The organism is Tychonema sp. LEGE 07196 (assembly GCF_963890365.1).
In the GTDB taxonomy this organism is placed as follows: domain Bacteria; phylum Cyanobacteriota; class Cyanobacteriia; order Cyanobacteriales; family Microcoleaceae; genus Microcoleus.
Genome location: NZ_CAWPRX010000165.1, coordinates 32,553 through 51,385, shown reverse-complemented (window position 1 = coordinate 51,385; position 18,833 = coordinate 32,553). Strand labels below are relative to the sequence as shown.

The 18,833-nt window shown below is 47.7% G+C and carries 15 protein-coding genes; 8 read left to right on the top strand and 7 right to left on the bottom strand.

Annotated elements, in window-relative coordinates; all coding sequences use genetic code 11:
* Positions 1–13 precede the first annotated feature (13 nt).
* From AACV78_RS19005 to AACV78_RS18995, 3 genes are all read right to left on the bottom strand, one after another.
* A complete protein-coding gene (locus tag AACV78_RS19005; RefSeq protein WP_228042348.1) occupies positions 14–1,270 on the bottom strand; it encodes a COP23 domain-containing protein in 1,257 nt (418 codons plus the stop codon).
* Positions 1,255–1,644 carry a hypothetical protein gene (locus AACV78_RS19000; RefSeq protein ID WP_194010728.1) on the bottom strand — a complete coding sequence of 130 codons (390 nt, stop codon included), beginning with the start codon at positions 1,642–1,644 and terminating at the stop codon, positions 1,255–1,257. The genes AACV78_RS19005 and AACV78_RS19000 overlap by 16 nt, the downstream gene beginning before the upstream one ends.
* An 87-nt stretch (positions 1,645–1,731) precedes the next feature.
* Entirely contained in the window at positions 1,732–2,265 is a 534-nt protein-coding gene (locus tag AACV78_RS18995) for a COP23 domain-containing protein (protein WP_194010727.1), read from the bottom strand.
* A 795-nt stretch (positions 2,266–3,060) separates the two neighbouring features.
* Between AACV78_RS18995 and AACV78_RS18990 the strand changes: the two genes are divergently transcribed.
* Positions 3,061–3,666 carry a hypothetical protein gene (locus tag AACV78_RS18990; protein ID WP_194010726.1) on the top strand — a complete coding sequence of 202 codons (606 nt, stop codon included), beginning with the start codon at positions 3,061–3,063 and terminating at the stop codon, positions 3,664–3,666.
* Positions 3,667–3,759: 93 nt separating this feature from the next.
* On the top strand, positions 3,760–5,136 hold the full coding sequence (locus AACV78_RS18985; protein WP_194010725.1) for a cytochrome P450: 1,377 nt from the start codon (positions 3,760–3,762) through the stop codon (positions 5,134–5,136).
* A gap of 807 nt (positions 5,137–5,943) precedes the next feature.
* On the opposite strand, the gene AACV78_RS18980 is transcribed toward AACV78_RS18985, so the two are convergent.
* Positions 5,944–6,231 carry a hypothetical protein gene (locus AACV78_RS18980; protein ID WP_194010724.1) on the bottom strand — a complete coding sequence of 96 codons (288 nt, stop codon included), beginning with the start codon at positions 6,229–6,231 and terminating at the stop codon, positions 5,944–5,946.
* A 497-nt stretch (positions 6,232–6,728) separates the two neighbouring features.
* Between AACV78_RS18980 and AACV78_RS18975 the strand changes: the two genes are divergently transcribed.
* The 3 genes from AACV78_RS18975 to AACV78_RS18965 all read left to right on the top strand — a co-directional run bounded on the left by AACV78_RS18975 (position 6,729) and on the right by AACV78_RS18965 (position 9,420).
* Positions 6,729–6,989, top strand: a complete 261-nt coding sequence (locus AACV78_RS18975) for a MoaD/ThiS family protein (RefSeq protein ID WP_194010723.1) — start codon at positions 6,729–6,731, stop codon at positions 6,987–6,989.
* Between the two features lie 722 nt (positions 6,990–7,711).
* Positions 7,712–9,010: a threonine synthase gene (gene thrC / locus AACV78_RS18970; protein ID WP_194010722.1), complete on the top strand. Its 1,299-nt coding sequence runs from the start codon at positions 7,712–7,714 to the stop codon at positions 9,008–9,010.
* A 134-nt stretch (positions 9,011–9,144) separates the two neighbouring features.
* Entirely contained in the window at positions 9,145–9,420 is a 276-nt protein-coding gene (locus AACV78_RS18965) for a MoaD/ThiS family protein (protein ID WP_194010721.1), read from the top strand.
* Positions 9,421–9,551: 131 nt separating this feature from the next.
* On the opposite strand, the gene AACV78_RS18960 is transcribed toward AACV78_RS18965, so the two are convergent.
* From AACV78_RS18960 to AACV78_RS18950, 3 genes are all read right to left on the bottom strand, one after another.
* Positions 9,552–11,444, bottom strand: coding sequence for a ribonuclease J (locus AACV78_RS18960; RefSeq protein ID WP_194010720.1), 1,893 nt, complete (start codon positions 11,442–11,444; stop codon positions 9,552–9,554).
* A 351-nt stretch (positions 11,445–11,795) separates the two neighbouring features.
* Entirely contained in the window at positions 11,796–12,689 is an 894-nt protein-coding gene (dapA, locus tag AACV78_RS18955; protein WP_194010719.1) for a 4-hydroxy-tetrahydrodipicolinate synthase, read from the bottom strand.
* A 246-nt stretch (positions 12,690–12,935) separates the two neighbouring features.
* A complete protein-coding gene (locus AACV78_RS18950; protein WP_339383720.1) occupies positions 12,936–13,994 on the bottom strand; it encodes an aspartate-semialdehyde dehydrogenase in 1,059 nt (352 codons plus the stop codon).
* An 838-nt stretch (positions 13,995–14,832) separates the two neighbouring features.
* Between AACV78_RS18950 and tig the strand changes: the two genes are divergently transcribed.
* The 3 genes from tig (at position 14,833) to clpX (ending at position 18,820) form a co-directional block, all read left to right on the top strand.
* Positions 14,833–16,257 (top strand): trigger factor, encoded by a 1,425-nt coding sequence (gene tig, locus AACV78_RS18945; protein WP_194010718.1) that lies wholly within the window; start codon positions 14,833–14,835, stop codon positions 16,255–16,257.
* Positions 16,258–16,777: 520 nt separating this feature from the next.
* Positions 16,778–17,467: an ATP-dependent Clp endopeptidase proteolytic subunit ClpP gene (gene clpP, locus AACV78_RS18940; protein ID WP_194010717.1), complete on the top strand. Its 690-nt coding sequence runs from the start codon at positions 16,778–16,780 to the stop codon at positions 17,465–17,467.
* Positions 17,468–17,476: 9 nt separating this feature from the next.
* Positions 17,477–18,820, top strand: a complete 1,344-nt coding sequence (gene clpX / locus AACV78_RS18935; RefSeq protein WP_194010716.1) for an ATP-dependent protease ATP-binding subunit ClpX — start codon at positions 17,477–17,479, stop codon at positions 18,818–18,820.
* The last annotated feature ends 13 nt before the right edge of the window (positions 18,821–18,833 follow it).

The following is an 18,833-nucleotide window of genomic DNA, read 5'->3' as shown; positions in this document are numbered from 1 at the left end:
AGTCTATTACAAATTAGGGTTCGCTAACATCTAAACCCAGCCGTTCCCCAACATTAATATAAACGGGAGTGCTGCTTTCAAAAAGAGAAGGTCTAGCCTTCTGATTCCCCAGCCACAAAAAGAAACTGCTGAGTGCGGGAGCCGGATCTTGATCGCGGCGCAGCGTGTAGATCAAGCCTTCGCAGGGCCCGTTAACGCGGCTGCTGGTGCAAATCACTTTTTGATTGTTGACAGTGCCGACAGTAACATAATTTAGCTGTTTGTTGCGGCTGTAATTTTCTAGGCGCTGAGTGACTTGTTTGCAGCGAGTCAGAGGATCGTAGCCAGAATCCGAAAAGAAATTAGAATTCCAGCGAATCCAAGGCTCCCTAAACCCTTGCGGATTTTGATAAACCGTCATCGGTTCGCCGGTGGAGGTATCGCAGACAAAGCCTCCTGGCCCCAGATTCGATTGAGTTTGGCTGGGGCTGCGCTGGATCGAAATATTGCTGAGAATATCAAACCCGTTAGGTTTAGCTTGCGATCGCAACGACATCAAAGAATCGATCGGGATTGCTGCATTCAACCCAGTTTTAATTTCCTCAATTTGACCGTTCCACTGGCTGAGCACCGTACCAACAGTATCACCCTGACCGTGAATTCCCACAACAGTACCATCAGCATCAAATACAGGCCCGCCGCTCATGCCGCGCCTGGTGACAGCTTGATACCGCAGTCCGTATCCCGATGATGCGCGATCGAGACGAGAAGAAACAATACCAGAAGTAAATTCGAGTTTTCTTTCATACCAAGAAGCGATGGGCAGCGGATAGCCAGCAACGTAAATAGTAGAACCGACTACAGCACGTTTTGATTCGCCAATTGGCGCTACTGGATAATTTTCTCGGCTATAAAACTGGATCAGAGCTAAGTCTATATCGCGATCGTTTTTCGGCAGCCGCTGTATTCTGATTGCTCTATAATTTTTTTCTAAATGAGTTCGAATGCTGTATTCTTGGGCGAGGCTGGCAACAACGTGATTCGCCGTCAGAACCGTATAAATATTGCCTTGTTTTGCAATAATTACTCCCGAACCGCTAGTAGCAAAACCCAGCGTATTGTTAACTTCGACGGTGCTCAACGTTGCTACCCGGGCAATTTCTTCCGCTGTTTTGGCACAAGCAGCATATTGTTGGCCGACAATTGCTGTCGCCGTTATTGCACCGGTCAAGATGATTGTCAGCGCCCCGAACCGCGAACTCCACAAATTCATCGCTAACTCCCCAGACATGACGAGACGAACTGCAAATATATACCGATCGGAATTCCCCAACTGGATTTAACCATTTTTTCCAATAATTCTCGCGTCGGCGCGCTTCCATCTTCAAAAGTATAGACCTCAAAACCGAGATGTCGATCGCTGCCCCGATCGTTAATTGCCACCAAGAAACCTTTGCCATTAAAAATCCGGCGGCGGTTCACGGCAATTTTAACGTTATTTGTATACCGCAAGCTATAGCCTAGACAAAAAGATTTTGGCAGCAGCAACTCTACAAAACCCCGCGCTACTGCCCACACCTCAGCACCAGCAGGGAATCCGGTGGCGGCGACTGTCCCACCGCAGGGCACAGGAACTGCTGTCGTTCTGTTAACCGCAGATTTCAAGCGTACAAACACCGATCGACACAGATGTATTCAATCTTGAAAATTGCCCAACCATTAAGCAAGGCTGGAGGATGGCGAAAAAATCGGCTATTGCGCCCCCTCATCCGTGCTTTCCCCTAGTTTTTGCCTCACGTCAATGTAAGGAATGTTACGGGATTCATCAAAAGACGGCATCCCGACATATCCTTGACGCCAAGCTAACAAATTGTACAAGGAGCCGATCGGGTCTTGGCCTGGTCTGAGAGTATAAATCAAATTTTGACACAAACCGTTGACTTGATTCGCCGTGCAGATGACGTTTTGGCCGTTCATCCGGCCTGCTGTAATGTACTTGAGCACCCGGTTGCGGCGATAGGTTTCGAGGCGCTGGCTGACTAATTGGCAGCGAGTTTGTGGATTGTAGCCAGAACCGGAAAAATAATCTGAATTCCACTCAATCCAAGGCTCTACCGCACCTTGAGAGTTTTGGTACACCGTCACCGGTGCGCCCCTGACGGTACTGCAAGAAAATCCCTTTTCCGTGGGTGAAGTCCAGCCGTAACTAGGCTCAAAAGGCACTGTCAGGCTGCTGAGGGCGATCGCGCTTGCCGCCAAAACCTTCGTCAATAATTGCTGTTTCATGATGATGTTCTCACTATTTTTGATGGAATTCGGTAGAAAAATCACCAAATATTGCGATCGCACCCTGAATGCGCCAGAGGCTGGCTGCTAAATTATGTTGTTCGCGACTGGCACGTTTGCTGGTGCTAAATCCGGCTTAAATACCCGCTTTATTTCTTAGTCCGTCTCGGCGGAGGAAAGCTTGTACAGTCGAGGTTTCAACCGCCAACTCATCAGGGATTTTTAATGCGGATTTTGTTTTGTAACTGCACCGAAAGCCCAGTTATGCCACTTTGAAGCCCTCGTAAAATGCGCGGGCCAGTCAAAAATATGTCCTCATTACTACTAATCAAGGTCAAGGTTTCGCCAACCGGAAAAAAGCTGTTTAAATCAGACGGAATAAAGCGATTTGAAACGCTACATCACACCGCTGATAGGTTATTCAATCTGACTGGCAGTCTAGCGTTACGAGCTTAATCTGATGAGATCCCGACCCTGCAGCAGCGTTGCACGCATCAAGTGCCTTAGCCGTTTACGTGAAACCACACTAAAATCCCGGTAGTAATAATAACTTTTAACTTTTTTCATCTACGTATATCTTTGGCACTGATTCACAAATTCTCTGAAATTATCTAATCTAGAGTGTGCTTATCTGCTTTTCATCTGCAGTTTATGTATGGATCCAGAACTTATCCAAGACGTCTTGTATTGCGGATGCCGGGAAATAGTCATAAGTGAGTGTAATCAGGAAGTAAGTGCTTTCTACCAGAAAAATTCACCCTCCACGCACAGACGTGGAGTTGAGTATTAAAAACTATGAACAGTATCTGCAAACAGTTAGGGTATTTAGCCACTGGATTAATTTTGATGGGCGTTAGCAGTTGTTCCAGCTATGATTCAGCGAACTTAACCGCAAACCAGAGCCGATCGCAAACGGGTGCTGGTCAATTCGGAGACATACAGCTAACGGGAAATCAACTTGAGGAGCGATCGGCTCAAACAGCTCCGGCTTCTAACTTTATTTCTCCTGTTTTAGCCAGTGGAGTAGCATCAGAAAATACTGTCACCGTTAAAGTTTATAAGGTAAACAATCTCTGTCAAACTCTGAACCCGGAAACAGTAACAGGCTCTGACAATCAGTTAATGTCATCCGTCATTAATGAAGTGTTAAAACAGCAGATTTTCGATAGTCTCGGTTTAGTTGGCTATCGGCTGACGATCGATCGCGACCTCGGAATAGCGACCCTCGATCTGCGGGCCTTCGGGAATTCCCGGCAGAAATTGCAAAATCTGTCGAGCTGTCAAATGCTAGGTTTGTTTGGAGGCGTGCGCCAAACTTTAACCAGTTATGCTCCTTGGCAAATCAAAACAGTGCGTTTTACAGAACTGGGACAGGACATTGTAAGCACCGTTCGAGAATAACCTCTTAAAATTATTACAGAGGGTATAACCCGGTTTCTGCAGCAGTCCTATTTATGTTCTCCAAGTCCTTTAACAAGCACTACCACAATTTCTATGACCTTACCTGACGGCCCCAACAACCCCCGCTTCGTGCAGCTAATTCAATGGATAGCCGATCCGCTGACATACATGGATGTCAGCGCCAAAAAGTACGGGGAGATTTTCACGACGCGGTGGGGAAACCTCAAACCATTCGTGATGGTCCACAACCCGCAAGCGATCCAGGAAATGCTCAACAGCAAAGCGCTTGAGGCTCCAGGCGATATCAACGGTATTCTCAAACCCTTGCTGGGAGAACAATCGATGATTGTGATCTCTGGAGAAAAGCACAAACGCCAGCGCCAATTATTGATGCCGCCGTTTCACGGGGAACGGATGCGTAACTACGGTCAGCAAATTTGCGATATTACTCAAGATGTTGCTAGCAAGTTGACGGTCGATCGACCTTTTGTCGCCCGCACCGCCATGCAAGAAATCACCATGCGGGTAATTTTGCAAGTAGTCTTCGGACTGGATGAAGGGCCGCGGTTGCAGCAACTGTCCCCGCTGCTGGCTTCAATTATCGATACAACAGGCTCTCCGCTGCGATCGAGTATGCTATTTGTGTCTTGGATGCAGCAAGATTGGGGCGCTTGGAGTCCTTGGGGACGGATGAAGCAGCAGCAGCGGAAAATTCAGGAACTGATGGACGCGGAAATTGCCGAACGCAGACAGCAACCAGACAGCAACCGCACCGACATTCTCAGCTTAATGATGGCCGCCCGCGACGAAAACGGCGAACCGATGACGAATGAAGAATTGCGCGACGAGTTGATGACGCTGCTGTTTGCAGGCCACGAAACCACAGCAACGGCCCTAGCTTGGGCATTTTACTGGATTCACAGCTTGCCCTCAGTGCGCCAGAAACTGCTGCAAGAATTGGACAGTTTGGGCGAAAATCCAGACCCGATGGAGATTTTCCGCTTACCCTACCTGAGTGCGGTTTGTCAAGAGACACTCAGAATTTATCCCGTGGGAATGCTGACCTTTCCGCGAGTGGTGCGAGAGCCCGTGGAACTGATGGGACATCAACTCGAACCGGGTACGGTGGTTTTCGGCTCAATTTATTTAACCCACAGGCGCGAGGATTTGTATCCAGAACCGCTGGAATTTAAACCGGAACGGTTTTTGGACAGGCAATTCTCGCCTTACGAGTATTTGCCCTTTGGAGGCGGCAGCCGTCGCTGTATCGGCTTGGCGCTGGCGCAGTTGGAGATGAAACTGGTGCTGGCAAGCATTTTGCGCGATTTCGACTTGGTATTGGCCCAGAAAAAGCCGGTACAGGCCAAACGCCGAGGGGTGACTTTAGGGCCGGGCGGCGGCGTGCGGATGGCTCTGCTGGGGCGGCGGATGCGGCAGTCAAAGCCTGAACCTGTGGTTAGTGGGGTTTGATGTTGTAGCTGCAAAGAATTAGGGAAGAATGGGCGATACCTTCGGCCTGCTTCGCTTACGACCGGCAAGCGCCCATTTTTTGTAGCACCCGCTACATAAAAACCGCTAGAATCCTTAACCTGTAACCATCACCCGCTCTCAAGTTTCAAATTTTAAGTCTAAAATGGTATGAGCCTTGCAAACATACCTTAAAAGCAAAAGTGGGTGATTGCAATAGCCCTCTTGATATCTCGAAAGCTTGGCTGCCATACTTTAGAAACATATGCATACCCTGTTATTCAGCAAGGTCGGAAGCGTGTTGGCATTGCCTGCAATCTTCCGACCTCTTTATTTTTTGGGCTACTTTAGACCTTGGGCTTTCTGATGCAGAAGGCAAGGCAAAAGTATAAATTCTCCCTATTTTCTCACCTCCCCTCTCTTCAATTAGAGTGGTTTCTCCTCCAATTGAAAAAGCATCCGCCACCAAGTTTAATAAATTTCTGTGGGTGATTGCAATAGTCCTCTTGATATCTAGAAGGCTTCCCTGCCATACTTTAGAAACATATGCATACCCTGTTATTTAGCAAAGGTCGGAAGCGTGTTGGCATTGCCTGCAATCTTCCGGCTTCTTTATTTTTTGGGATTTGAAGACTTGCGGCTAAAGATGCAGAAAGCAAGACAAAAGTAGACATTTTCCCCTCTCCCCATCTGCGCCTCTCCGCAATTAGGGAGGTTCTGCCTGCATTTGAAATAGAATCGGGCAGCAAGTTTAAGGAATTACTAAGGAATAGTTAATAACTTGTTAAAGGCTCTTATTCTGCCCCCTTTTCAATCTTCTGTTTTCAGAAATTCCGAAACCGAGACCGACTTGGGGAGGCTCTCGACATCTTTAATTTCGCTTTCGTGGGCAAAAAATTCGACTTCTTTGTCGTCAATTTCGATCTGATAGCTAGCGGTAGCAGTCACAATCCGCCGCTTTTTTTTATCTTCTATTAAAACCCAACACACGACAGGTCTTACCCACCTCTCAACGTGCTGGCTTTGCTTGGTACTTCCAAAGGCGTACCAGCCTTTAGCTTCAATAATTTGCAGGACTTTAAAATCGTTACTTGCCATAAATATCTCGATCGCGTTAATTTCACTATTATTCTTAGATAGAACGGCACGCTGGCTAAGCAGGACAAGGCTTGGGGAATTATCGTCTGGGCTGGACAACCAGATATTTAGTCTAAATTTAGCGATTTTCTAGGGCATGGTCTGGGTTGTATCCCGCTAAATATAGTGCGATGTTTTTGTACTCTCCTACAATTACGGTCAAGTATTTATGCTGGATACTCAAAAAATAGTTTTGCAGTAGCCTCAAAAGCAGCCAACTAGACATGAGTTAAGTGCATTTAAGTGGATGCTAACTGCTTCTAACGCCTGGTTGTTGAGAGCGATCGGCATACAAGACTGTTCAAAATTTCTGTTGCAATCAACAGTCATGTTTGCCCGATCGGGTAAAACGTAACTAGAGATTGCTGTTTTCAATTCTAGACCTCGGCGTGCCTAATTCCACATTAATTGTATGGTTTAGTTGATAATTGCCAAACTGTCGATCGCACAAAACAGCCGTGTCTAATTCTTCGATTACCGTCACCGTTAAACTGTTCGCCGCCTTCGGTGAAGCCTACGGCGTTTCCTTCCTTACTGTAGAACTCCCTCCCGAAACTCCAGTGTCTCAAGTGCTCGAAAACTCGATCGCCCAATATCCTCAATTAGAACAGTGGCGCGATCGCACCCGCTTCGGTGTCAACCTAGAATTCGTCTCTCCCGACACCATCCTCCAAGACGGCGACGAAGTTGTACTCATCCCCCCCGTCAGCGGTGGATAATACGATTTTGGATTTTGGATTTGGGATTTTCGATTGAAGAATTGGGAAAGCCCGCGCGGTTACTGCGGTGAATTCAGAAACCGGGTTTCTGGCGATATTTCTGGTGACTCAACCCAAAATCTGGTAGAAACCCGGTTTCTCGCCCGCGCGGTGAATTCAGAAACCGGGTTTCTGGCTATATTTCTAGTGACTCAACCCAAAATCTGGTAGAAACCCGGTTTCTCGCCCGCGCGGTGAATTCAGAAACCGGGTTTCTGGCGATATTTCTGGTGACTCAACCCAAAATCTCGTAGAAACCCGGTTTCTCGCCCGCGCGGTAACTGCGGTGAATTCAGAAACCGGGTTTCTGGCGATATTTCTGGTGACTCAATCCAAAATCTCGTAGAAACCCGGTTTCTCGCCCGCGCATCAACCCTCTAGTTTGTCGTTTTGAGTCACCAAGCAAAAAAAACTTTATAAAGTTTTGAAATTAGTTTTGCAGCCAAGTCATTCTTGAGTTCGGTTAAACAAGAGATTTTTCCTCTGAACCAACACTATTCTGCAGAGCCTAGAAACTTCTCTGAGAAAGAGATTGAAGACTATCCAACCACCTGCAGTTTCGGACAAAACACTGCTGCAAAATTAATCCCGACCAAAAAAGTCGGGTATGGTTGACGGGGTAGATCCACCGTGTTAATCTGTCCTAAGAATTAGAAAACATCGCAAAACTAGAGAGTTGAGCTATGACCCAAGCAACCAGAACCCAATCCACAGCAGCAACCTTCACAGCCCTCAAATGTAAAGAATGCGGCGAAGAGTACGAACTCCAAGCCAAGCACGTCTGCGATTGCTGTTTTGGCCCGCTTGAGGTCAAGTACGACTACGAAGCAATCCGCCGCCGCGTCACTCGCCAAACTATCCAAGCAGGCCCCAACTCGATCTGGCGCTACCGCGAATTTTTACCCGTCGCTACAGATAACGTCATCGATGTCGGCACCGGCATGACTCCTTTAGTAAAATCCCACCGCTTGGCCCGCCGCCTCGGTCTAAAAAATCTTTATATTAAAAACGATGCCGTCAATATGCCCACTCTCAGCTTTAAGGACAGAGTGGTGTCAGTCGCCCTCAGCAGAGCGAGAGAATTGGGTTTCACAACGGTATCCTGTGCCAGCACTGGCAACTTAGCTAACTCCACCGCTGCGATCGCCGCCCACGCCGGCCTCGACTGTGTAGTTTTCATCCCCTCCGACTTAGAATCAGGCAAAGTCCTCGGCACTCTGATTTACAATCCAACTGTAATGGCAGTTCACGGCAACTACGACCAAGTTAACCGCCTGTGCTGCGAAGTCGCCAATACACACGGCTGGGGATTTGTCAACATTAACTTGCGCCCCTACTACTCCGAAGGCTCGAAAACTCTCGGCTACGAAGTTGCCGAACAGCTAGGCTGGCAGTTGCCAGATCACATCGTCGCTCCCCTCGCTTCCGGCTCTTTGTTCACAAAAATCTACAAAGGCTTTAATGAATTCATCGAAGTCGGTTTGGTTGATGAGAAGAAAGTTCGGTTCAGCGGCGCTCAAGCTGACGGCTGTTCGCCGATCGCCCAAGCATACCGCGAAGGCCGCGATTTTGTCACGCCAGTGAAACCGAATACTATTGCTAAGTCGATCGCGATCGGCAATCCAGCAGACGGTATGTACGCCTTGGAAATCGCCCGCAAAACTAACGGGAACATCGAATCCGTCAGCGACACCGAAATCATCGAAGGCATGAAACTGCTAGCCGAAACCGAAGGCATATTCACCGAAACCGCTGGCGGCACGACGATCGCAGTCTTGAAGAAACTTGTAGAAGCAGGTAAAATCAACCCCGACGAAACCACCGTCGCCTACATCACCGGCAACGGTTTGAAGACTCAGGAAGCCGTCCAAGGTTACATCGGCGAGCCCATCACCCTCGAACCGAAATTAGAAGCCTTCGAGCGCGCCCTAGAACGCGCCCGCACGCTCGAACGCTTAGAATGGCAGCAAGTTTCGGTTTAATGATTAGTCATTGGTTATTGGTTATTGGTTATTGGTTATTGGTTATTGGGATCAAAAACTAACAACTAACAACTAACAACTAACAACTAACAACTAACAACTAACAACTAACAACTAACCACTGACAACTAACCATGACTGTTAAAGTTTTAATTCCCACTCCGCTGCAAAAATTCACCAACAATCAAGCCACTATCGAATGCGGCGGCGAGAATATTTCTGAGTTGATTGAATCCCTCGAATCAAATTGTCCCGGTATCAAAAAAAGCTTGTGCGATGAAAAGGGAGAACCCCGCAGGTTTTTGAATTTCTACGTCAATAGCGAAGATATCCGCTTTTTGGACGGCTCAAAAACAGCCCTCCAAGATGGCGATGAAGTGAGTATTGTTCCAGCAGTTGCTGGTGGTTGATTTTTGCTACCGCAGATGCTGGCCGATTAACACAAATGGACGCAGATAGAAGAATTAACGACTATCTGCGTTTTTTTGCGTTCGTCTGCGGTTAAAAAATAAATCCCTGGTTTTACCAGGGATTGTTAATTCTAGGAGACGGTGGAAGCGACCTTGGCTGCAGTCCGGGGGCGACGACGACCTGTTACTTTATTCACAGGAACTGGCGCTGGCGGCGGCGTTGGTGCTGATGTCGGTGAGGAACCTAATAGTTTGGGTGCTTCTAGAGAACCTGGTGTTACTTCTGCTGGTTCCCGCCGCACAAATGATGCTCCTTCGGGAATTTGCATCAGGAATACTAGCATGGGATTGCTTTGAAGTTCCCGGCGCAGCACTCGTGCAATTGCTCGTTCTATTTGCGTTTGCACTCCTGCCCAGTCTACGTCAACTCCTGATTCGGTAGTTCCAGAAGGCGTGACGAATTCTGACCAGCGATCGCTCAAAACTGTGTCTATCGTTTGAGCGATCGACTGTTGTAATAGTGCGCGATCGGCTGATGTGACTACACCTTTCAAGTGTATTTCTGGCTTAGCAACTAATTTGCCTTCTGCATTCAACGCCGCAGCTACTGTTACCGCGCCATCTCCGGCTAACTGCTGGCGTTCTTTGAGGATATTCGCCTTGACAACGCCCGATCGAGAAGCATCTACTAATTCAATTCCTGAAGGTACAGTACCAGCAACTCGGATCGAATTTTCTGTTAGTTCTACGACATCGCCGTTGTCAATAATCACCATATTGCTCGCGGGAATGCCCATGCTTTGAGCTGTTTTGGAGTGCTGAATCAGCATCCGGTGTTCTCCGTGTACCGGCAAGAAGAACTTGGGACGGGTCATGTTGATCATTAACTTTTGATCTTCCTGACAGCCGTGCCCGGAAACGTGAATGCCTTTGTCGCGCCCGTAAACTACGTTTGCTCCCAGCATCATCAGTTTGTCGATCGTGTTTACCACTGCGATCGTATTTCCCGGAATCGGATTAGCTGAGAAAATCACTGTATCGCCTTTTCTGATTTTCAGTTCGTGATGTTCGCCGTTAGCAATCCGAGTCATCGCCGCCATCGGTTCGCCTTGGGAGCCTGTAGTCAAAATCAAAACCTTGTCATCTGGCAAATTGCGGATTTCTCTGAGCGGTTTGAACAGGCTGTCTTCGCATTTAATGTAGCCGAGATTGCGGCAGTGAGCGATGACGTTCAACATCGATCGACCTACCACTCCCACAAACCGATTGTTTTTCTTAGCCAATTCCAAAACAATTTGCAATCGGTGTACCGACGAAGCAAAAGTCGTCAGCAGTACCCGTCCCGTTGCTTGAGCGATAATTCTATCTAAATTCGGAGCGACAGAACGTTCTGAAGCGGTAAAACCGGGAACTTCCGAGTTAGTAGAATCGCTGATCAAGCACAGCACGCCTCTCTCGCCGTATTCCGCCAGCTTTTGCAAGTCGAAATGTTCGCCGTCTACAGGAGTGTGGTCAATTTTAAAGTCTCCGGTGTGGATGATAATTCCGACTGGAGTGTGAATCGCCACCGTAAAGCTGTCGGCCATTGAGTGAGTGTTGCGGATGTATTCGACTAAGAAATTCTTGCCAATTCTCACCGTATCCCTCGGTCTCACTGTCCTTAATTCTGTGCGGTGAGATACTCCGGCTTCTTCCAATTTTCCGGCTAGCAAAGCCATCGCCAAACGCGGGCCGTAAATGACGGGAATTTCAAATTCTTTGAGGTGATAAGGGATGCCGCCGATGTGGTCTTCGTGACCGTGAGTCACGATCATACCTTTGATTTTGTGGCTGTTTTCCCGCAGGTAAGTCATGTCTGGGAGGACAATATTTACACCGTGCATTCCATCTGTCGGGAATGCTAAACCTGCATCTAAAAGAATTATTTCGTCACCGTACTCGAACACGCAAGTGTTTTTTCCAATTTCGTGCAGCCCGCCGAGGGGAATCACTTTTAGAGCCGATGCAGTTGTATTTTTGATCATGCGTATCCTTTGTTAGTTATTTTTGAGTGTTAACTGTTAACTGTTGACTGTTGACTGTTGACTGGTGTCTGTTGTCTGTCGTCTACTGTCTTTTGTCTGTTTTCTACTGTCTTTTGTCGTCTGCTGTTCGTTAGATGGGGGCGATTTTTTCCAAGATATTTGTGAAAAACTCCCCTACGGGTTTTACTCTCCCGTACAGTCAGTTGTCTTCCGCCTTCAATCTTTAATTCTCAGTATTTAATCCTTCACTATTAGCTAATTACTAACAGTTAATGACTGATGACTGAGGACTAAGGACTAATGACTCATTACAACTAATATTCAGTTGTCTGAAAACTCGTTCTCGCCTATCTAGCTAGTAGATACTGTTGCTAGCTTATCCAGTACGTCCTTTAACTTTTGAGTTACCTCAACGGGCGGATCGCACAGGGGCGGACGGGTGGAACCTACATCCCAGCCTTGAAGTTTGAGAGCTGCTTTGACGGGAATGGGATTTGTGGTGAGAAAGAGAGCTTTAAACAAGTCAAAAAGTTGCAAGTGAATCTGGGTAGCGACTTGAACTTGACCGGTCTCAAAAGCTTGGATCATCTGTTGCAGTTGCTCTCCTACCAGATGGCTGGCTACGCTAACTACACCAGATCCTCCTACAGCCAACATCGGCAAGGTTAGGGAATCATCTCCAGCATAGATGGCAAATTCAGGTGGTGTCAAGCGTCGAATTTGGCTGGCTTGATCCAAGTTGCCACTTGCTTCTTTTACGGCCGCAATGTTGGGGATTTGGGCCAGTCGAGCTACTGTTTCCGGCAACATATTTTGGCCTGTGCGACCGGGGATGTTATATAACATTATAGGCAATTCTGGAGCAGATTGCGCGATCGTCCGAAAATGATTGTACAAACCTTCTTGCGGCGGCTTGTTGTAATAAGGAACCACCTGCAAGCACCCGTCCAATCCGAGTTTAGCTGCTTTTTTCGTAGCTGCGACTGCTTCTGAAGTAGAATTCGATCCGGCTCCTGCTATTACCAAAGCTTTACCGGCTACTGCCTTTTGCACCACCTGAAATAATTCGTACTCTTCATCCCAGCTCATAGTGGGAGACTCGCCCGTAGTTCCGCACACTACCAAGCTGTCCGTACCGCGATCGGCTAAATGAACTGCCAACCGTTCTGCTACTGCATAGTTAACGCTGCCGTCTTCCTTAAACGGCGTAATCATTGCAGTCAGAACCCGTCCAAACTTTACCACACTTTCTCCGATTTTAGACTGTTGATTTTTGATGTTAACTTTTTGATTTTAGATCGAAGGTTTATCTAAAGTCGCCATTTCTATTGCCAAATTGCCAGCTTCAGTCGATTTGAGATTTGAGATTTGAGATTTACTTGCAGCCGATCGATCTGGGAGCTTAACTCGATCCTAAAATTTTGGGTTTTTTACGACACTACTTAAACTTGAGTAGGAGGCTTTTATCCGTTTTTTTGGATCGAGTCCACCTTAATTATAAGCAGCCGCTGCTTTGATTCGCAACAAATCTTTTTCTGCTAGCAACTCAGCTATCTGCACCGCATTTAAAGCCGCCCCTTTGCGAATTTGATCGCCGCTCAGCCACATCTCCAACCCGCAGGGGTGAGAAATATCTTGGCGAATCCTGCCGACTAACACCTCATCCTTACCGCTGGCTTCTACAGGCATCGGGAAATAATTAGCTTGCCAGTCTTCTACCAGCTTAACCCCGATCGCCCCCTTTAAGATTTCCCTAGCCTCGATCGGACTAAAAGGCTCGGCAAACTCTAGATTAATCGCTTCGGAATGGGCGCGGAGTACGGGAACCCGCACGCAAGTTGCAGTAATTTTAATTTCGTCCGTACCGAATATCTTCCGAGTTTCGTTTAGCATTTTCATCTCTTCCTCACAATACCCCAAATCGTTAATCGGCGTATTGTGCGGAAACAAATTAAAAGCTAAGGGGTAAGGAAATATCTCAGTTTTGGGAGTTTCCCCAGCCAAAATTGCTCTGGCTTGAGCTTTCGTTTCCTCCATTGCTCTGGCTCCCGCGCCGCTAGCAGACTGGTAAGTCGCTACAACTATGCGCTTCACAGGCCTAACTTTGTGAAGCGGCCAAACGGCAACTGCCATCAAAATCGTCGTGCAGTTGGGATTAGCAATTATACCTCGGTGAGCTGCCACCGCTTGGGGATTGACCTCGGGAACCACTAGCGGTACCGTCGCATCCATGCGGAAAGCGCTGGAATTGTCGATGACCACTGCCCCAGCGGCCACGGCTTTCGGAGCCCATAGTTTAGAAGTAGAACCGCCTGCGGAGGCGAGCACTAGATCCACATTATCGAACGATCGCTCCGAAACTGCTTCGACCGTCAGCATTTCGCCCCCAAAGGCCACTTTTGTGCCGGCGGAACGCTCCGAAGCTAACAGCTTCAATTCAGAAATCGGAAATTTCCTGCTGTACAGGAGTTCTAGCAACTCGGCACCGACTGCGCCGGTTGCTCCTAATATGGCAACTCGGTAGGATTGAGACAAATTAGTTTCCTCCACAAAATATAGTTTCTACGATCGAAATCAAAAATTTAAATAACGGCACCACAAGCTGTTGCGCCTGAGAGACTGTGTATGGCGAATCAGGGGGAGAGAGTCCCAGAGTCCCAGAGTCACAAGGGGAGAGGATTTTTAAGCTGTTCTGGAAATATACAATTTAAATTTACAATAGCTTATCAAAATTAATTTATTTTATTTATGCGATATCAGGGCGGGAGCCTGTGGTAGAGGTGCAGTTAACCGCAGCGGTCGATCGCACTCAATCCCAGTTTAGCATCTTTCGCCTCGCTATCGCGTCCAATTCGCATCCGCTTAGCTTTTGGGAGCTACCTGCATTTTAGCAAGCGCATCCTTTGATGGCAGCGCCGCTCGTCTCGGCCACATTGACATCAGAGGGCGATTTGTGCTATTGTGCATCGGCGATTGGTGGATTTAACCTCCACATTATTTCTAGCAGCAAAAGCTAGTATCCTCAAACTAAAACTATTTGGCAAGAACCAAAAAAGTAGCCGGAAACTACTTGTAGTCTCATCCGGTAGAGGTGTTTGTAGCTGTACAGCTACAATTGAAAGTGTAGAAACTTAAAATGCAGGCAAAGTCAAATTTGTATGTATTTTTTGAAGGAGGCAGGAGGCAGAAGGCAGAAGGCAGAAAATCTTATTCAGCACGGGTATCAATCCCCTTTTGAATAAAAGCCACCAAATTAAATTTGGTGGGTCTTAAAACCGAACTGCTGTCACAGGCAGAGGGTAGAAATCAGTATTCCTCCTGCCTCCTGCCTCCTGCCTCCTGCCCTCTGCATTTCTCGATAACTATTGTTTAATATCAAAAAAAGCCGATGAAAGTAACCCAGGAAAAACTTCCAGCCAGCCAAATTGGTCTGGAAATCGAAATTCCATCAGAAAAATCCAAACAAGCTTACGAGCAGGTAATTAAACAATTCGCTCGCGAAGTGAATATTCCTGGGTTCCGCAAAGGCAAAGTTCCCCGCAACATTTTGCTGCAGCGCCTGGGCCAGACTCGTTTGAAGGCGACGGCTTTGGAAAATTTGATTAACGACTCGCTACAAAAAGCCCTCGAACAAGAAAAAATTCAGGCGATTGGCAGTTTTGAACTGCGTACCGAGTTTGAAGAATTGCTAGAAAAGTTCGATCCAGAACAGCCTCTGACTTTTTCGGCTAAGGTTGACGTACAACCAGAAGTGAAAATGAATCAGTACAGCGGCTTGCAGCTTCAAGCAGAAGAAGTTAAGTATGATGAAGCTCAGGTGGATGAGGTACTGGCCAAATATCGATCGGACAAAGCAACTTTAATCCCCGTAGAAGGCCGGCCCGCTCAGTTGGGAGACGTGGCTTTGGTTGACTTCGCCGGTAGATTTGCCGAAGCACCAGAAGGCGAAACACCCGCAGAAATTCCCGGTGGCGGTGCAGAAGACTTTCAAGTAGAACTGTCGGAAGATCAGTTTGTACCTGGTTTTATCCAAGGCATGATCGGGATGAATCCCGGAGAAACAAGAGAAGTTTCCGTGCAGTTTCCAGACGAGTACAGCAGTGAAGAATTAGCCGGAAAACCAGCAGTTTTTACGATTACTCTGAAAGAACTTAAGGAAAAAGAATTGCCGGAGTTGGACGACGACTTCGCTCAAGAAGTTAGCGAGTTTGAAACATTAGCCGAACTGCGCGCATCCCTAGAAACTCGGTTTAAAGCCGACCAAGAAAACAAGTTATCAGCTAATAAGGAAAAAGCCATATCAGCAGCACTCGTGCAGCTAATTGAAGTGGAAATTCCCGAAACAATGGTCGATCGCGAAATCGATTATTTGCTGAACCAACAAGCGCTGCAATTGAAAAATTACGGCATAGATATCAACCAACTGTTTACCGAAGAAAATATGGGGCCGATGCGGGAACGCTCGCGCCCGGAAGCAATAGAAAAGCTGAAGCAGTCTCTAGCTCTGGCAGAAGTGGCCAAGCTCGAATCCTTGTCTGTGGAAGACTCGGAAATAGCAGCAGAAGTCGCAAAAGTCAGAAAGCAGTTTCCTAAAGGAAATTTTGACCCTGAAAAGTTGCGGGAATTTGTAGGAGAAGACTTGCTCAAACAAAAAACTCTGAAATGGTTGGAGGAAAAAGGTACGATCGAACTCGTACCTGAAGGCTCTCTAAATCCTGCTCTAGACGAAGAATCAGAAGCAGAAGACGCTGAAGTTTCTGGAGAAGAAGCAGCCACTAGCGTTGTTGATGTGGAAGTCGTAGGCCAAGAGTAAAACCTTCTACTTTTTGGCATTGCCAAAAACTACCAGCCTAGGGTGCAGCGAACTTACCCGCAGGGGGCTAGAAACCCTGTTTCTATGTAGGTAACTGACGCATTCGATCGCCAAAAAACCGGGTTTTTACCGAATCTGCAGCCTGCAACGAAAGCTGTTGGTAAAAAAAACCCGGTTTCTGAACGCTCGTGCCTCCAGCAGTGTAGATGCCTCATAGCCCAAGGCTGATGTTTCTTTGAAACCGAGTTTCTGTTGCTAAGTTTTATACAAGCTTGGGGCGCGCACTAAAAACGAGAAACTAGAAACAGCGACGATCGATCGGTAAGTATTTCAACTCATTTACCCCCCAGTCGCGGGAAGTCGCCTCAGCGTTGCGCTTCGCTGCGGAAAGCAATTTGCCAACTCAAAACTCCCGATTCCCCCCATGTCGGTTCAGAAAAGGCATAATAGTTAAAAGCTGACGGCTTAATTTCAAGCTTTCATCAGCAGCAAATTGTCTAGTATCCTTGACTGGTGTCTTATGGTTGTATCTCAATCTTCCAATTACCTAATTACAAGCTATAACGATTTTGATGTCAGCTCTAGTCCCAGCAATGTAGTGCCGATGGTACTAGAACAGTCGGGGATGGGCGAGCGGGCATTTGACATTTACTCGCGCTTGCTGCGGGAGCGAATCGTGTTTTTAGGAACTCCCGTAACCGATGAAGTGGCTGACTCGATCGTAGCTCAGCTATTGTATCTAGATGCCGAAGATCCAGAAAAAGATGTCCAAATGTACATAAATTCCCCCGGCGGCTCGGTGACGGCGGGTATGGCAATTTATGACACAATGCAGCAAATCCGCCCGGATGTGGTGACGATTTGTTACGGCTTGGCCGCGAGTATGGGCGCATTTTTGCTGACAGCAGGAGCCCACGGGAAGCGGATGTCTCTTCCGAGCTCCCGGATTATGATTCACCAACCGCTTGGAGGCGCTCAAGGTCAGGCAGTTGATATTGAGATTCAAGCTAAAGAAATCCTTTATCATAAGCGTAAGCTGAATCAACTTTTAGCGCACCACACGGGTCAATCCCTCGAAAAGTTAGAGGCTGATACTGAGCGCGACTTTTTTATGTCGGCCGAGGAAGCTAAAGATTACGGATTGGTCGATCGAGTTATCGAAAAGGAAAATCTTCCGACGGCGGGAGAAAATGTCACTGCACTGAAATAAGAGGCTGTTATGTCTAAGTACGACTCCCATCTAAAATGTTCGTTTTGTGGCAAGTCTCAAGAGCAGGTACGCAAGTTGATCGCAGGCCCTGGGGTGTATATCTGTGACGAATGCGTTGACTTGTGCAATGAAATTTTAGATGAGGAGTTGTTTGATTCGAGTGCAGTGCCGGCGGCGGCGGCAGTTCCGAAGCAGGAAACAACCCAAAAACGCCGCGCTACCTCGGGCAAAAGTATGTCGATGAGCCAAATTCCCAAGCCGAGGGAAATTAAAAATTATCTCGACGAAAATGCGATCGGTCAAGAAGAGGCGAAAAAGGTGCTCTCCGTGGCGGTTTACAACCACTACAAGCGACTGAGTTTTATCCATGCCAAAAATAGCGGCAAGCACCCGCCGGAAGAAGTAGAACTGCAAAAATCAAATATTTTGTTAATCGGGCCGACGGGCTGCGGCAAAACTCTCCTCGCTCAGACTTTGGCGGATATGCTGGAGGTGCCGTTTGCGGTGGCTGACGCGACGACGCTGACGGAAGCGGGCTATGTCGGGGAAGATGTGGAAAATATTTTGCTGCGGCTGCTGCAGGTGGCAGATATGGACGTGGAAGAGGCCCAGCGCGGAATTATTTATATTGATGAAATTGACAAAATTGCCCGGAAGAGCGAAAATCCTTCGATTACGCGGGATGTCTCCGGGGAAGGGGTGCAGCAGGCGCTGCTGAAGATGCTGGAGGGGACGATCGCCAATGTACCTCCCCAAGGCGGCCGCAAGCATCCCTACCAAGACTGCATCCAAATTGATACCAGCAATATTATGTTTATTTGCGGCGGCGCTTTTGTCGGTCTCGACAAGGTGATCGAGCAGAGAACGGGTAAAAAGTCAATGGGTTTTATTCAGCCGGGAGAAGCTGTGCCGAAGGAAAAACGGGCCGCTGATGTGCTCAGGCAACTGGAACCAGACGATTTGGTCAAATTTGGGATGATTCCTGAGTTTATCGGGCGGGTGCCGGTGGCGGCGGTGTTAGATCCGCTGGATGAGGAAACGCTGATGGCGATTTTGACTGAGCCTCGCAATGCTTTGGTTAAGCAGTATCAAAAGCTGCTAAAAATGGATAATGTGCAGTTGGACTTTAAGCCGGATGCGATTCGGGCGATCGCCCAGGAAGCCTACCGCCGCAAAACTGGAGCGCGGGCGCTCAGGGGAATTGTCGAAGAATTGATGTTGGATGTGATGTACGAGTTGCCGTCGCGCAAGGATGTGACGCGGTGTACGATTACTAAGGAAATGGTCGAGAAGCGATCGACCGCCGAGCTCTTGGTACTTCCGTCTTCGCTACCAAAACCGGAATCGGCTTAAAAGCAAGGTTTTC